Here is a 15109-nt window from a genome sequence, read left to right as displayed (position 1 = left end):
CGCCTCCGCCCACAGGGAGAGACAACATGCCGGACACGGTCAGCGCACTCGGTTCGCCCGCCGGGCGCAGGGAAGGCCCCGCCAAGGTGACCGGGACCGCCCGCTACGCGGCGGAACACACGCCCACCGGTTGCGCCTACGCATGGCCGGTCCCGGCCACGGTGGCGCGCGGCAGCGTGACCGGCATCGACGACGCGGAAGCCCTGGCGCTGCCCGGTGTCGTCGCGGTCCTCACCCACCGGAACGCGCCGCGGCTGACCGAGCCGGACGACGCGACGCTCGGCGTGCTGCAGGACGCGCGGGTCCCGCACCGGGGGTGGTACGTCGCTCTCGTCGTCGCCGACACCCTGGAAACGGCGCGCGAGGCGGCCGCCGCCGTGCGGGTCACCTACGCCGAGGAGCCTTTCGAGGTGACCTTGCGCGCCGATCATCCCGATGCCCACGTGCCGGAGGACGAAGACGGCACCTCCGGGGAACACGTGCGCGGCGACGCCGACGCCGCGTTCGCCTCCGCGGCGGTCCATGTCGATGTCCGCTACCGGGTGCCACCCCTGCACAACCACCCCATGGAGCCGCACGCGGCGACCGCCAATTGGCAGGACGGGCGGTTGAGCGTCCACGACTCCAGCCAGGGCAGCACCACGGTGCGCGACACCCTCGCCGCCCTGTTCGCCCTGCCGAAGGAACAGATCACGGTCGTCTCCGAGCACGTCGGCGGTGGCTTCGGCTCCAAGGGGACGCCCCGCCCGCACGTGGTGCTCGCCGCCATGGCTGCCCGGGAGACCGGACGGCCGGTCAAACTCGTCCTTCCGCGGGGGCAGTTGGCTGCGGTGGTCGGCCACCGCTCGCCCACCCTGCACCGCGTGCGGCTCGCCGCCACCGCGGACGGCACGCTGACCTCCGTGGTGCACGAGGTCACCGGGCACACCTCCCGCATCAAGGAGTTCATGGAGACGGGCGCCGCCGCCACGCGCGTCATGTACCCCTCGCAGCACGCCAGGACGACCCACCGTGTGGTGCCCCTGGACGTGCCCACACCCTCCTGGATGCGGGCCCCCGGCGAGGCGCCGGGCATGTACGCGCTGGAGTCCGCGATGGACGAACTCGCCGTCGCCCTGGACATCGACCCCGTCGAACTGCGCCTGCGCAACGACACCGGCACCGAACCGGACAGCTCCAAGCCCTTCAGCAGCAGGCACCTCGCCGAGTGTCTGCGCGAAGGCGCCCGGCGCTTCGGCTGGTCCCAGCGCGACCCGCGGCCCCTCTCACGCGCCGAAGGCACCGTGCTGATCGGCAGCGGCGTGGCGGCGGCGACCTACCCGACGCTCGCCTCGCCGAGCCGGGCGAGCGCCCACGCCCACCCGGACGGCAGCTTCGAGATCCGGGTCAACGCCACCGACATCGGGACGGGCGCCCGTACGGTCCTGGCCCAGGTCGCCGCCGACGCGCTCGGTGTGCCGCTGGACCGGGTGCGTACGGAGATCGGCGACAGCGACCTGCCGGCGGCGCCGCTCGCGGGCGGTTCCTCCGGTACGGCGTCGTGGGGGTGGGCCGTCCACGCGGCCTGTACGCGACTTGCCGAGAGCCTGGCCGAGCGGCAGGGGCAGCCGCTGCCGCCGGAGGGCATCAGCGCGAAGGCCGACACCAAGGGCACGGCCGACGCGGACAGCGACTACGCCCGTCATGCCTTCGGCGCACACTTCGCGGAGGTCGGTGTCGACACCGTGTCCGGCGAGGTCCGGGTACGCCGGCTGCTCGGCGTCTACGCGGCCGGGCGCATCCTCAACCCCCGCACCGCCCGCTCGCAGTTCATCGGGGCGATGACGATGGGTCTCGGGATGGCGCTGACGGAAGGCAGCACGATGGATGCCGCTTTCGGCGACTTCACCGAGAAGGATCTGGCCGCGTACCACGTGCCGGCCCACGCGGACGTGCCCGACATCGAGGCGTACTGGGTCGACGAGGACGATCCCCATATCAACCCCATGGGCAGCAAGGGGATCGGTGAGATCGGCATCGTCGGCACGGCCGCCGCCATCGGCAACGCCGTCCATCACGCCACCGGGGTCAGGCTGCGCGAACTGCCCCTCACACCCGACCGGATCCTGAACGGCGAGGTGTGAGGGACGATCGGCCTCAGGTGATGTACTCCGGCCGGAAACACGCGGTGACGTCCTTGCCGCGCGGGCACGGGTAGGCCCGCCAGGTGTCCGCCAGCGCGTCGATCAGGAGCATGCCGCGCCCGCCGAGCGCCTCGTCGTCCGGCTGCCGCGGCTCGGGCGGGCGCGGCGAGGAGTCGTGCACGGTGACATGCAGGCAGTCGCCGTCCCAGGTCAGCACCAGCTGGGCCGCGCTGCGCGCATGCACGTGCGCGTTGGTGACCAGCTCCGACACGGCCAACAGCACCGCGTCCACCGTGTCAGGCGCGCTCTTCAGCCACCCCAGCGACGCGAGATGGTCGCGGGTCCAGTCCCGGGCCGCCTTCACCCCGCTGCTCACCGGCAGCGAACGGGCCCACCCCACGGCACGCAGGGAGGAATCGTCCATCGTCGTGGCTCCTAGTCTGTCGAGGGTCCCCCTACGTCTGCCCTCGAACCGCGCGATGAGACGACCCCGTCAGGGGTGAGTACCCTCGAACCGCGCGATGAGACGACCCCGTCAGGGGTGAGTACCCTCGAACCGCGCGATGAGACGACCCCGTCAGGGGTGAGTACCGCGCCGCGTCACTCTTTCCGTTCGGGTTTGTTCGAGCGGTCGCGGCCGCCGAGGGGATGCCACAGCCGCAGCCAGACGTCGCGGGCATGCCGGCCGGCCTCCGTACGACTGCGCGCGACGAGCGCGCGGGCCTCGTCGGGGGTCTCCACCATCGGCCCGGATCCGCGCAGCGGACGGCCCGCCGTCTCGTGCAGGAAGAGTGTCGACACGAACCCGATCGCTCCGGCCACCATCAGATAGAACGCCGGCACCAGCGTGTTGCCGGTCGTGTCGACCAGGAACGAGGCGACCAGCGGCGTGGTGCCGCCGAAGAGGGAGACCGAGATGTTGAAGGCGATCGACAGAGCGCCGTAGCGCAGCCGGGTGGGGAACAGGGCCGGCAGGGTGGCCGCCGCCGTCCCTGCGAAGCAGACCAGGAGGAGGCCGAGGATCGCGCAGCCGAAAGCGGGCAGCAGGATGCCGCCTTCCCTGATCAGCAGGAACGCGGGGACGGCGAGGACGATCATCGCGATGCTGCCGCCCATGAACAGGGGGCGTCTGCCCCACCGGTCCGAGCTGCGGCCGACGACGGTGATCGTGAGCACCACCAGCAACATGGTCCCGAGGACCAGGAGTTGTGAGGTGGTGTCGCTCTCCCCCAGCGTCACGGTCATGAAGGTCGGCAGATAGGACGTCACCATGTAGTTCGTGACGTTGTAGAGCAGCACGAGCCCCATGCAGATCAGCACGGCCTGCCAGTGGCGGGTGAAGATCTCCTTGAGCCGGCCCTTTCCGGACTGCCGGGCCTCCTCGACGGGGTCGCCGTCGTCGCCCTCCCCCGTCTGCCGCTCGGCCGCCTCGTTGGCCGCCTCCTTCTGGAACGCGGGGGTCTCCTCCAGCTTCAGCCGCATGTACAGGCCGATGAGGCCGAGCGGTCCTGCGACGTAGAAGGGGATGCGCCAGCCCCAGCTCTCCAGTCCGTCGGAGCCCAGGGTCAGCGTCAGTACGGTGACCAGACCGGAGCCGAGGGAGTAGCCGATGAAGGTGCCGAAGTCGAGCCAGCTGCCGAGGAATCCACGCCGCTGGTCGGGCGCGTACTCGGCGATGTACGTCGTGGCGCCCGCGTATTCGCCGCCGGTGGAGAAGCCCTGGACCAGTCGGCACAGGAGCAGCAGCAGCGGCGCGGCGAAACCGATCGAGGCGTACGACGGCAGGAACCCGACCGCGAAGGTGCTGGCCGCCATCATGATCATGGTCGTGGCCAGGACCTTCTGCCGGCCGATGCGGTCACCGAGCGGTCCGAAGACCAGGCCGCCCAGCGGGCGGACCAGGAACGCCGCGGCGAACGTGGCGAAGGTGGAGACCACCTGGGCACCGGGGGAGCTGGAGGGAAAGAAGACTTTTCCGATCGTGCCCGCCAAATAGGCGTAGACGCCGAAATCGAACCACTCCATGGTGTTGCCGAGTGCGGCGGCGGTCACCGCGCGCCGGACCGTCGGCCGGTCCGACACCGTCACGTCCTCGGGGCTGAGGGATTTCTTGCGCTGCCGCAAAAGAGTGCGCGCCATGCGATCCGTCGCCGACCTGGACGTGCGTGTCGCCTTCGGCTCCCGTACCCGGGGCCGTTTGGGCGTCTCGCGCGGAAAGCCTTTCACCATCAGGCTTTTCTCTCCCTGTGCTGGTGCCGCTCTTGGCCGTCAGCCCTGAAAGTCGTCTCGGCGCAAAATTAAGCCGGGCGCATGGGACCGGCAACTTCTCCGGCGCGGATGACGAAGGGTGAAGAAGACCTTCGTCCCGGTGTACGAGGCCGATACCGGGAAAGCCGGGAAAGGGGGAACACACACTCAGCAGAATGGAAAGGACGAACTCGTGGGCATCATCGCCTGGATCCTGATCGGACTCATCGCGGGAGCGATCGCCAAGGCACTCACTCCGGGCAAGGACCCCGGCGGCTGTCTCGTCACGATGCTGATCGGCATCGTGGGAGGCCTCCTCGGCGGCTGGCTGGGGAAGGTGATCTTCGGCGTCCACTCCATCGACGGCTTCTTCAGCCTGTCCACGTGGATCGCCGCGATCGTCGGTTCGGTGATCGTGCTGCTGATCTACCGCCTGGTGACCGGACGCTCGCGCTGACACAGGTACCTACACGCCGGCAGGCCGTGCAGAACCGCTCATGATGCGGCTTCGCACGGCCTGCGGCATGTCTGCGGCATGTCGGGGGTCAGTACAGCGCGGCGGCCGGGGCGTCGAGCATGCCGTGCCGACGCGCGCCCGCGTGGCGACCTCGTCATCCACCCCTGTCACACCCGTTGACGCATGTTCGTACGCCGACGAAGAATGACCGGCACCCCTTGTGACAACGTTGTCCACAGAGAAAGGCCATGTCCCGTGCCGTTCATACCCCTCCCGGTCGACCGCCGGCGTTTCCTGCAACTCCTCGGCGTCACCGGCGCCGTGGCCGCTCTCCCGGCGGCCGTCGGCACCTCCGTGGCACGGGCGGACGGCCGCGCCGGCACCCCTCCCGACTCCGTCGCCGCCACGTACTACCGCGTCCTGCTCGACCACACGCACTGGTCCGAGACGCAGTGGGACGACGCCAAGGGCTATTACACGGACAAGGACTTCGGATTCGCCGTGGTTCTCGGCAACGCCGTGCTGCTGACGCACGGCACCTACGACAGCGACAAGGCCGGCATCGACCGCGAGACGCTCAAACGCCGCACCCTTGCCACGATCCGCCACTTCGCCGCCTCGAACCGACTGACGGGCGGCGCCCAGTGGGGCCGCAAACTCTTCTTCGACACCACGTTCCAGTCGTACTTCATCCTCGCCGCGCGCCTGCTGTGGGACGACCTGGACGCCACGACACGTACCGCCGTGGACACCATCACCCGTGAACAGGCCGCATATGCAACGGGGTTGGGCACCGGCGACGACCCGGACTCCGGGGACTGGACGCCGAACGGGCTGACCGGCGGCTACGTCGGGGACACCAAGCTCGAGGAGATGGGCCTGTACGCGCAGACGCTCGCGCCCGCGCTGGCCTGGGCCCCTGACGACCGGCGCCGCTCCGCCTGGGCCTCCGCCTACGGCACCTGGTCGCGCAACGAGGCCGGGCTTCCGCCGGCCGACCTCGCCAACCCCGCGCGCGTGGACGGCGTCCCGGTCTCGCGCAACACGGCCCGCAACCTGTACGACACGTTCATCGTCGAGAACCACGGCTCCTTCGGGCCGCACTACCAGGAGGAGTTGTGGCGCACCTCGGGCCGCAACTCCGCGCACTTCCTCGCGGCCGGACAGCCCCTGCCCGAGGTGCTGACCAAGCAGCCCAACGCGCAGCCGCTGTGGCGCACCCTGCTCGGTGTGATGAGCGACGCCGGTGAGCCGCTGATGCCGATGGTGAACGACCGCGAGCACCTGTACGGCCGCGACGTCATCCCGCTGGCCTTCCTCGCCCAGGTGACCGGTGACCGGGCCGCGGCCCGTGCGGAGGAAGAGCTCGCCGCGCGCCTGGAGGCGTACCAGGCGTACCCGCCGGAGTACCGTCTCGCGAAGTTCTCGGGCGAGCCCAAGTACGAGCCCGAGGCCCGCGCCGAAATCGCCATCAGCTATCTGCTGCACGTGTGGGCGGCCGCCGAAGGCCGCCAGGTGAAGCCGCTGACGCGGACCGAACTCTTCACCCGGGCCGCGGGCGTCACCGACTTCGGCACCGGCCCCGGCCTCGTCTCCCACCAGACGCCCGCGGCGTGGGCGGGTGTCGTCACCAAGCCCGGCTTCGTGAAGTTCACGTGGCAACCCGCCCACGACGACTGGCTGTTCCGGCTCAGCGGCGGCACCCCGATGTTCCTGCCCTCGACCGCCGCGAAGGTAGCCACCAGGACGGTGCGCCTGTACGAGTCCGTCCGCGACGGCTTCGACGGCAGCGCGACCGTGCTGCGCCTCGACACCGGCTACGCCGGATACACGACGCTGCCGACGGGCGCCGTCGTCTACGCGAGCACCGGAACTGCCGCCGCCGAGGGGCACCTTGAGGTCCACAACCTGACCATGCCGGGTGTGGCGGGTCTGGACGGCGCCCGCTCCTACCGCTTCGAGGAAGGACAGGTCTCGGTCCGGGCCAAGGACACCGCCACACCCGTCCCCACCACCGGCCGCGTCGACGAACTGACCTTCACCGCCACCGAGGTACGGCACGTCCGCATGCTCGGTGTGCGGCCCGATCCGACGTACGGCTACTCCCTGTACGCCTTCGAGGTCCGCGGCGGGGCCGACGGGACCGACCCGGCCCGCGGTCGTGCGGCGACGGCGTCCTCCGCCGACTCCGGCAAGGGCCCGGCCCTGGCCGTGGACGGCGACGCGGCGAGCCGCTGGGCCGTCGCCAAGGCCGAACGCGCCCGCGCCGACAGCTGGTGGGCCGTGGACCTCGGCTCCGCCCAGGAGATCGACGGCGTCACCCTGCGCTGGGAGGCGGCCGCCGGCCGCGCCTACCGCGTCCAGGGCTCGGCCGACGGCGAGCACTGGAACGACCTCGCGGCCTGGCCGACGCCGGCGGTGAGCAGCCGCGGCGGATGGCTCGACATCGACGGCCGGGCCGGGCTGGTCGTCCGCGGCGGCGAACACCCGATCGCGGTCTACGACGACACGATCGTGCTGGCCGACGGACCGGCCGGGCCCGTTCTGGTCGAGGGCCTTCCCGGTGCCTCGGCCACGACGCTGCGTGCCCTCGCGCGCCAGGCGGCTCCCCGCGCGGACGACGACGCCGTGCGCGCCGCGCTCACCGACGATCACCTGAGCCTGTTCAACCTGTCGGACCGTTCGGTGACCACACAGGTCGACGTGGCGCAGACGGGCGCGCGCAGGACGGTCTTCGAGGGCGTGCAGACGGTGACCCGGGACGGTATCGCCTACACGACCGAACTCGACGCCGCCGCGGCCCGACTGCTCGCTCCCCGGTTCTCCCTCACCGCCTTGTCGGGGCGGACGGTGCCCACGGGGCTGCGCGTCGAGGTCGTCGACGGTGCGACGCTGCGCCTCTCGGGCCCGGCCTGCCGCCTGCGCGTCGAGGCGCAAGGGCACAGCGCCGTCGCGACGGTACGGTCCGGTCGGGCGACGACGGTCACCCTGCGAGGCGCCGCCCGCCACCCGCACGACGATCTGGCGCTCGGCAGGAACGTCTTCCCGACCACTCCCCTGCCTGCGGGCATGTCCGACCCGGCCGCCGCGGTCGACGGCGATCAGGACACGGCGTGGACCCCGGGCCCCGACGGCCGTCTCGTCGTCGACCTCGGGGCGGAGCGAGCGCTACGGACCGTAGAGGCCGAGTGGAACCACGGCGACGCCCCCGCGGCGCAGGTCGAGTTGAGCCGGGACGGCATCGCGTACCGGAGCGCGGGCAGCGTCGGCGGTCATGGCCGCGTGCGCCACCTCGCCGTCACCGGCACGGCTCGCTACATCTCCTTCAAGGTTGCCGGGGCGGCCCGGTCCGGCACGCGGCTCGTCCGGCTGTCCGTGCAGTGACCGATCCCGCTCCTGTCGGTCCGCGCGCCTCGGGTGCGCGGACCCCGACGGGTGGTTCTCTCCCTCGGGGTTAGCATGCGTCGCATGCCGGACGCACTGCCTCTCCCGACGCCGTTCACCCCGCGGACCGCACCCGCCGCGATCGAGGATCTGCGCGCACGGCTGCGCGCGACGAACTGGCCGGACGCGCCCGAGGACGCCGGGTGGTCGCTGGGCACCGACATCGCCTACCTCCGCGAGCTGGTCGCCTACTGGGCGGACGGCTTCGACTGGTCGGCTCAGGAGGCTGCCCTCGCCCGGCTGCCCCACTTCCGTGTCCGGCTCGGCGGCCTGGGCATCCACTACGTGCACGCACGGGCTGTCGCGCCGACCGGCCCCGTCCTGCCGCTGGTTCTCAACCATGGCTGGCCGGACTCGTTCTGGCGCTACTCGAAGGTCGTCCCACTCCTGACGGATCCCGGGGCACACGGCGCCGACCCCGCCGACGCGTTCGACGTGGTGGTGCCCGACATGCCGGGCTACGGCTACTCCGACCGCCCCACGGGGCCCCCGCTCAACTCGATCGCTGTCGCCGGACTGTGGGCCGAGCTCATGGAGGTACTCGGTTACGAGCGCTTCGGTACCGCGGGCGGCGACGTCGGCAGCCACGTGAGCCGCTACCTCGCGCTCGACCATCCCGAGCGCGTCGTGGCCGTCCACCGCATGGACGGGGGCCTGCCCGCCTTCACCGGGGACCCGGCCGAGCTCACTCCGGAGGAGCGTGCCTGGTTCCAGGACGTCGGCGTCTGGGGCGGGAGCGAGGGCGCTTACGCCGCCATGCACCGCACCAAGCCGCAGACCGCCGCCGTCGGACTCACCGACTCGCCTGCCGGACTCGCCGCGTGGATCGTCGAGAAGCTCCGGTCATGGAGCGACTGCGACGGCGATGTCGAGCGCAGCTTCACGAAGGACGAGATCCTCACGAACGTCACGCTCTACTGGTTCACCCGCACCATCGGCTCGTCGATGCGGATGTACCACGCGAACGGCGCGATCGACCCCGCGCAGCTGGCCCGCAGGGTCGAGGTGCCGTCCGGCTTCTCGCTCTTCCGCGGTGACATCGTCCGCCCGCCGCGCGCCTGGCTGGAGCGCATGACCAACCTCGTCCACCTCACCGAACCCGCCCGCGGCGGCCACTTCGCGCCCTTCGAGGAACCCGAGCTCTACGCGCAGGAACTGCGGGCGTTCTTCCGCCCCTACCGGACGGTGGGAGCGGGGACAGCAGGCTGAGGTCGGCGCCTCCCTGAGAAACCGGGGCTCAGGGGCGCGCGAGTTCGGCGTACACGATGAGGTTGTCGACGGGGTGGCCCTGCGGGTCGAACGCGCCGTCGCAGGTGATCAGGCGCAGGGCTCGATCGTTCGTCGACCCGTAGACCTTCTGCGTCGGGAAGGCTTTCTTGCTGACCGACTCGGTGGCCGTGACGGTGAAGTGGGCCGTGCTTCCACGGGAGTTGCGTACGGCGATGTCCGCGCCCTTGTGGAGCTCGCGCAGGTCGTGGAAGACGGCTTTGCCGAACCTCGTGTCGTTGTGCCCGATGATCACTGCCGCGCCGCGTTCGCCCGGCACCGCTCCTCCCGTGTACCAGCCGGCGGTCATGCCCTGCTGTGCGGGCGGGACCTCGACCGTGCCGTCCTGGTTCAGGCCGAGCGGGAGGAGTGCGCTGTCGACGCCGATGGAGGTGATGGTCACCCGGTCGGGGTCGGTGGACACGGTGCGCTCGGGCGCGGGGGCACGGCTGACGGGTGCGGTGGTGCCGGCGTCGCCGCTGATCCGGGCGCCGCTGCCCGATGAGCACGCGGTGAGCGAGGCGAGGAGGACGAGCACGGGCAGAGCGACCGCACGCCACGTCGGCTGGTGCACAAGAAACTCCAGGTGCAGGAAGGAGGGACGGCGCCGCCCGGGGGACGGGCGGCGCCATGAAGAGGCAACCGGCTTGCTCAGTGCTGCGACGAACGGCGGCGCAGCACGATCGTGCCCGCGCCCGCGAGGAGCGCCGCCGCGGAGAGCGAACCGACGAGCGCGGTGGAGGTGGACGTGCCGTCGGACGCCGGGCGTTCGCCCGCGGCGACCCCGCCGCGCGGCGCCTCCGCGGCGGCGGCGGCACGCTTGCGCGCCGCGGCGCGGTCCCGCGCCGGAGCGGGGCTCTGGTCGGCCTTCCCCGCGGCGGCGCGGTCGCTCGGCACCGGCGTGGGCGTGGAGTCGGAGGCGAGCGCGGTACCGGTCGGGACCAGCACCCCGGCGGCCACCGCGGCGGCGACAGCGGCGGTGCGCAGGGACAGCCGGTGGGCCGGCCTGTGGGACAGTCGGTGGGACATGGTGGTGACTCCAATGCCTGGTCGCTCACGGCCGGTCGGCCGGGAGACGCCGATCGCCGGGCGGCAGCCCTTGATCGACGGAGTCAGGCTCGCGTGGAGGTGTGAAGAAGCTGTCAGACCGCTGTGGTCATCCCATCAGGACGGGTCCGCGGCGGCGCGGCCCGCGAGCGGCAGCCGCAGCGCGAACACCGATCCCTCGCCCTCCGTGCTGGCCGCCGTCGCCGAACCGCCGTGCGCCTGCGCGAGTTTGCGTACGATCGACAGGCCGAGGCCGCTGCCTCCGGTACGCCGGTTGCGGGACTTCTCCGCGCGCCAGAAACGGTCGAACACGTGCGGCAGGTCCGCGGCGGGGATGCCGCTTCCGGTGTCGGCGACCTCCACCACGACCTCGTCACCCGAGTCGGTCACGTATGCCCGCAGGGTGACCGTGCCGTCCGGGTCCGTGTGACGTATCGCGTTGGACACCAGATTGGCGACCGCCTGCCGCAGCCGTACCGGGTCCGCCGTCAACTGCGGTACGGGCGTGCCTGATTGTGTGACGGACAAGGTCACGCCGACGGTCTCGGCGCGCACCTGGTGGGCCGCCGCGACCTGGCCGAGCAGCTCCTCCACGTCCACCGCCCGCGGGTGCAGGCGCAGCGCGTCCGCGTCCGCCGCCGCCAGATCCTGGAGGTCGTCGATGAGGTGCTGCAGTTGCAGGGCCTCTTCGAGGAGCGACTCGATGAACGCCGGATCGGGGTCGGCGACTCCGTCCTGCGCGGCCTCCAGCCAACCGCGGATGGTGCTCAGCGGCGTACGCAGCTCATGCGCGACGTCGCTCACCATCGCCTTGCGCTGTTCTTCCAGCCGCGCCCGGTGCGCCGACATGTCGTTGAAGGCCGCCGCGAGCCTGCCGATCTCGTTGTCCGTGGTCACCGGCACCGGCTGCGTCTCCTGGCCGTCCTTCAGCCGCTGGGCCGCGCCGGTCAGTGCGTACAGCGGTCGCACCAGGCGGGTACCGGCGATCACGGACGCCCCGACGGTCAGGGCGAGGACGAGAGCGGCGACGCCGGCGATCTTCGCCGTGTTCAGGGGAGACAGGTCGAATCCGGGGACGGTGGCGCCACCCTGGTCGCCGATGAACAGGAGCGCGGGTGCGGCGACGTACGAGGTGAGCTGTTCGCGACGGGCCGTACTCACGCAGGAGGCGACCGCGCGGTCGTCCTCGACCTCGGTCTCGGCCGGAACCGGGATCGGCGCCGCGTCGCGGGCCGCCGCGGCCTTCTGGGCCCTTTGATCCAGTACCGGGCGCGGTCCTTGCTGCCAGGTGAGGTCGAGGGCGAGCTCGACGCTGTGGTGGTCCTGCCGCTTGAGGCAGGAGTTGGTGAGGCGGCTCAGGGAGGTGAGCGCCTTGCCCTCGGTCGTCGTCGGCTCGTCGAGGGCGCCCGTCGCGCAGGTGAGGTATCCCCGCTCGGCGGCGCCGGAACCGACGGCCTCCACCCGGGGACGCCCGCTGGGACCGACCACGATGTCGGCGGTGATCCCGACCGCGCGCAGGCATGACGTGTTCCGCTCGGCGAGGTTGTGCAGCGTCGACCGCTCGGCGGCGGGGAGCCGGAACGGGCCGACCGCGCGTGCGTCGATCCGGTCGCTCGTCGCGGTCCGGGTCGTCGCGGTTCGGGTCGTCGCGGTCGGCGTCCCCGTCCCGCCCGAGGCGAGCGCCGTGTCCACGGTCAGCGGGTCGACGGTCGCGGAGGCCTGCGCGGGCAGCGTGTCCGGTGTGGTGTGCCCCGCCGAGTCGGCGAGCGGAGCGCGCGCCTGGGTCGTCACGGTGATGTGGCGTCCGGTGGAGCGGGCCAGGTCGCGCACGGTCGTTTCGACCCCGTCCCACCGGGGGTGCGTCGCGGCGTACCCGAGAAGGGTGTCGTAGATCCTCGTGTCGTCGGCGAGGTTCTGGCCCTGCTCCTGCTTGATGGCGCCGGACGTGGTCTGCACGGCGAGCCAGGCCGTCGCCGCCACGGAACAGGTGGCGACCAGGACGGAGACGGCCAGCAGCCGTCCGCGCAGGCTCTTGCGCAACGGCGGCCGGTCGGCGGCAGTCCTACGCCGACGCATCGCGGGCGCCCTTCGCCGGGTCCATCAGCTTGTAGCCGACGCCGAACACGGTGAGCAGGCGGACCGGGCGGCGCGGTTCCGGTTCGATCTTCTTGCGGAGGTTCATGACGTGCACGTCGACCGTGCGGTCGCCTATGTACCGGTCGAATCCGTGCAGTTCGGCGAGGAGCAGCTGACGGCTGAAGACCCGGCCGGGTTCGGCGGCCATCGCCGCGAGCAGCCGGAACTCGCCCGGCGTGCACTCCACCGAGGCACCGTCGACCGACACCTCGTGCCGGTCGGGATCGACGACCAGCGAGCCGACCCTGAACTCCGGGGAGCCGGGCGCGGCATGACCGCCGCGGTGGGTGCGGCGCAACAAGGTACGGACCCGGGCCATCAACTCGCGCGGGCTGTACGGCTTCGTCATGTAGTCGTCGGCCCCCAGATCGAGGCCGAGCAGCAGATCGTCCTCGGTGCTGCGGGCCGTCAGCATCAGCACCGGAATCTCCCGCGCCTCCGCCCGCAGCACCCGCACCACGTCCAGGCCGTCGGCCCGGGGCATCATCACATCGAGGACGAGGAGGTCGGGTTCCCTGTACCGGATCTCCTCGATGGCCTGCCGCCCGTCCCGTACGACGGTGACGGCGTGGCCTTCCCGCTCCAGATAGCGGCGGACCAATTCGGCCTGTTTCTCGTCGTCTTCGGCGACCATGACATTTGCGCACACCTCGCAGAGCGTAAGCGAGACGCGCTGCGGTCAGGAACCGGCTCCGGCGGGGCGGCGGGCGATCCACAGCTGTCGCGTCGAGCGCACCTCGAGGTCGGCGCGGTGGCGCACGTCCTGCGCGCCGCCGTCCAGGAGGGTGTCGAGCGCCTTGAGGTCGGCGGCTTCGACGAGGCCGTCGACAGCGTCGCGGATGCGGCGCAGGGTGAGGTACGCATAGCGTCCGGCTCTCTCGCGCAGCGGGCTGTCGGCGGCGGCCGGGCGCAGTTGCCCGGTCTGTTCGTACGCGATGTCGAAACCGGCCGCCGCCAGTCTGGTGCCCCAGTCGGATCCCAGGTGGGGCACCTGTTCGGCGTGGAGCGAAGTGAGCGCCGTACGGCATCGGGCTTCCAGGCCCGGCCGGTCGGGCACCGCGTCGTCGGGCAGGAAGTAGGGCATCCCGTCCAGCTCGGCGACGGCGAGGAGCCCGCCGGGGCGCAGCGCGGCGAAGATGACGTCCATGGCCGCGGCGGGGTCGTCCAGGTGGTGCAGGGAGGCCGAGGCCCAGACGAGATCCGCGTCGCTGACGCCCGGGAGGCTCTTCCCCGCGTCGGCCCGCACCGGGTGCACGCGCGCGGCGAGGTTCTTGCCGGCGGCGGTCCGGGTCAGCTGTTCCAGCATGGGGGCGGAGCTGTCGACGGCGGTGACCCGGGCGTCGGGGAACTGCCGCAGCAGGGCGAAGGTGCCGGTACCGCTGCCGGCGCCGAGGTCCACGATGTGCCGGACGCCGCCTTCCGACAGGTCCGCGATCTTGCGGTGCACGGAGTCGAGGTAGGGCGCGAACATCTCCGCATCGAGGTCCAGGATCTCGACGAGGTCGTCCGGGGGCTGTTCCATGCCGTGGGCGTGGGCGTGGGAATCACGGTCGTGACCTGCGGATACGTGGTGCGTCATGAGATCAACGGTACGTACGTACGCCCGCAACGCATAATATTTTGCTTATAACGCAAGAAGGTTCCCCTGCCTGAGGCCCGGCGCGCAAAGTCCGGGTCACGACGTGCCGGCGAGCTCGACGAGGTGCCCGGCCGTTCCGGCAGGGTCGACCAGCTGGTGCAGGTGGGCGCCGGGCTGGTGGGCCACACGCCAGCCGCGGTCGCGCGCTTCGGCGGCCAGGTCCTCGTACGGCGGGCCGAACAGGAGGTAGGAGCACGGGTGGTCGTCCCAGCAGTCGGGGACCGGGATGTGCTGCTCGTAGTAGGACAGCGGCAGCATGGGCTGCTCCTCGACGACCGTCCGCCGTACCGCCGGATCGGCGAACATGGGGGCAACGTCCGCCTCGTCCCACCAGTCGGTCCAGCGCGGCAGCCTGCCGTTCACCGCCTTGGGGCGGAGAAACTCCAGCAGTTCGGGCGAGGCGACCGGGGTCGGCCCGGTCCGGGCCGGCAGCGCCGCGTCGACGAAGATCGAGCCGGTCACGCGGCGGTCGAGGCCCGAGCGGATCGCCGGGAGGAACAGGCCCGCGTTGCTGTGCGCCACCAGCACGACGGGGTCGGCGGCGGGGAGCTGCCGCAGATCGTCGCGGACGGCATCGACGACGCCGGGCCAGAACGGCGGCGCCCCCGCGCCGACGTGCACCAGGGACGGCACCCGTACCCGGTATCCCGCCGCGGTCAGCTGCGCGGCCACGGGGTGCCAGGTCGAGGGGCCCACCGACGGACTGTGTACGAGGACGAAGACCGGCTGCATGGGACGAGCGTGCCGACC

12 protein-coding genes are annotated in these 15109 nt (G+C 71.7%); 4 read left to right on the top strand and 8 right to left on the bottom strand.

The features are described from left to right. Nucleotides 1–26 precede the first annotated feature (26 nt). A complete protein-coding gene (locus ACIREE_RS25585) occupies nucleotides 27–2123 on the top strand; it encodes a xanthine dehydrogenase family protein molybdopterin-binding subunit (protein WP_404156492.1) in 2097 nt (698 codons plus the stop codon). A 13-nt stretch (nucleotides 2124–2136) separates the two neighbouring features. Here ACIREE_RS25585 and ACIREE_RS25580 read toward each other — a convergent pair whose 3' ends face one another. Both ACIREE_RS25580 and proP read right to left on the bottom strand, forming a co-directional pair. Further along, the gene (locus ACIREE_RS25580) at nucleotides 2137–2547 is read right to left on the bottom strand and encodes an ATP-binding protein (RefSeq protein WP_404156489.1); all 411 of its coding nucleotides are present in this window, start codon (nucleotides 2545–2547) and stop codon (nucleotides 2137–2139) included. Between the two features lie 176 nt (nucleotides 2548–2723). Further along, complete coding sequence (gene proP, locus ACIREE_RS25575) at nucleotides 2724–4262, bottom strand: glycine betaine/L-proline transporter ProP (RefSeq protein ID WP_404156486.1); 1539 nt, start codon at nucleotides 4260–4262, stop codon at nucleotides 2724–2726. A gap of 301 nt (nucleotides 4263–4563) precedes the next feature. On the opposite strand from proP, the gene ACIREE_RS25570 reads away from it, so the two are divergent. The 3 genes from ACIREE_RS25570 (at nucleotide 4564) to ACIREE_RS25560 (ending at nucleotide 9480) form a co-directional block, all read left to right on the top strand. After that, nucleotides 4564–4827, top strand: coding sequence for a GlsB/YeaQ/YmgE family stress response membrane protein (locus ACIREE_RS25570; protein WP_404156483.1), 264 nt, complete (start codon nucleotides 4564–4566; stop codon nucleotides 4825–4827). Nucleotides 4828–5031: 204 nt separating this feature from the next. Then, nucleotides 5032–8211, top strand: a complete 3180-nt coding sequence (locus tag ACIREE_RS25565; RefSeq protein WP_404156480.1) for a discoidin domain-containing protein — start codon at nucleotides 5032–5034, stop codon at nucleotides 8209–8211. Between the two features lie 84 nt (nucleotides 8212–8295). Next, nucleotides 8296–9480, top strand: coding sequence for an epoxide hydrolase family protein (locus ACIREE_RS25560; RefSeq protein WP_404156477.1), 1185 nt, complete (start codon nucleotides 8296–8298; stop codon nucleotides 9478–9480). 28 nt (nucleotides 9481–9508) lie between these two features. Here the strand turns inward: ACIREE_RS25560 and ACIREE_RS25555 are convergent, their stop codons facing one another. The 6 genes from ACIREE_RS25555 to ACIREE_RS25530 form a co-directional block, all read right to left on the bottom strand. Then, nucleotides 9509–10111 carry a class F sortase gene (locus ACIREE_RS25555; protein ID WP_404156475.1) on the bottom strand — a complete coding sequence of 201 codons (603 nt, stop codon included), beginning with the start codon at nucleotides 10109–10111 and terminating at the stop codon, nucleotides 9509–9511. 77 nt (nucleotides 10112–10188) lie between these two features. Next, nucleotides 10189–10566: a sortase-dependent protein gene (locus ACIREE_RS25550; RefSeq protein WP_404156472.1), complete on the bottom strand. Its 378-nt coding sequence runs from the start codon at nucleotides 10564–10566 to the stop codon at nucleotides 10189–10191. A 135-nt stretch (nucleotides 10567–10701) separates the two neighbouring features. Continuing rightward, nucleotides 10702–12660: a sensor histidine kinase gene (locus ACIREE_RS25545; RefSeq protein ID WP_404156469.1), complete on the bottom strand. Its 1959-nt coding sequence runs from the start codon at nucleotides 12658–12660 to the stop codon at nucleotides 10702–10704. Then, the gene (locus ACIREE_RS25540; RefSeq protein ID WP_404156466.1) at nucleotides 12647–13369 is read right to left on the bottom strand and encodes a response regulator transcription factor; all 723 of its coding nucleotides are present in this window, start codon (nucleotides 13367–13369) and stop codon (nucleotides 12647–12649) included. Before ACIREE_RS25540 ends, ACIREE_RS25545 begins: the two co-directional genes overlap by 14 nt. Nucleotides 13370–13399: 30 nt before the next feature. Next, nucleotides 13400–14299: a class I SAM-dependent methyltransferase gene (locus tag ACIREE_RS25535; protein ID WP_404156463.1), complete on the bottom strand. Its 900-nt coding sequence runs from the start codon at nucleotides 14297–14299 to the stop codon at nucleotides 13400–13402. A 96-nt stretch (nucleotides 14300–14395) separates the two neighbouring features. Then, nucleotides 14396–15091 carry an alpha/beta hydrolase gene (locus tag ACIREE_RS25530; RefSeq protein ID WP_404156460.1) on the bottom strand — a complete coding sequence of 232 codons (696 nt, stop codon included), beginning with the start codon at nucleotides 15089–15091 and terminating at the stop codon, nucleotides 14396–14398. Nucleotides 15092–15109: the final 18 nt, after the last annotated feature.

This window comes from Streptomyces sp. NPDC102467, from assembly GCF_044765445.1.
GTDB lineage: Bacteria > Actinomycetota > Actinomycetes > Streptomycetales > Streptomycetaceae > Streptomyces.
Note: the sequence above shows the minus strand (reverse complement) of the source record. Positions and strands in the feature narration are given on the sequence as shown.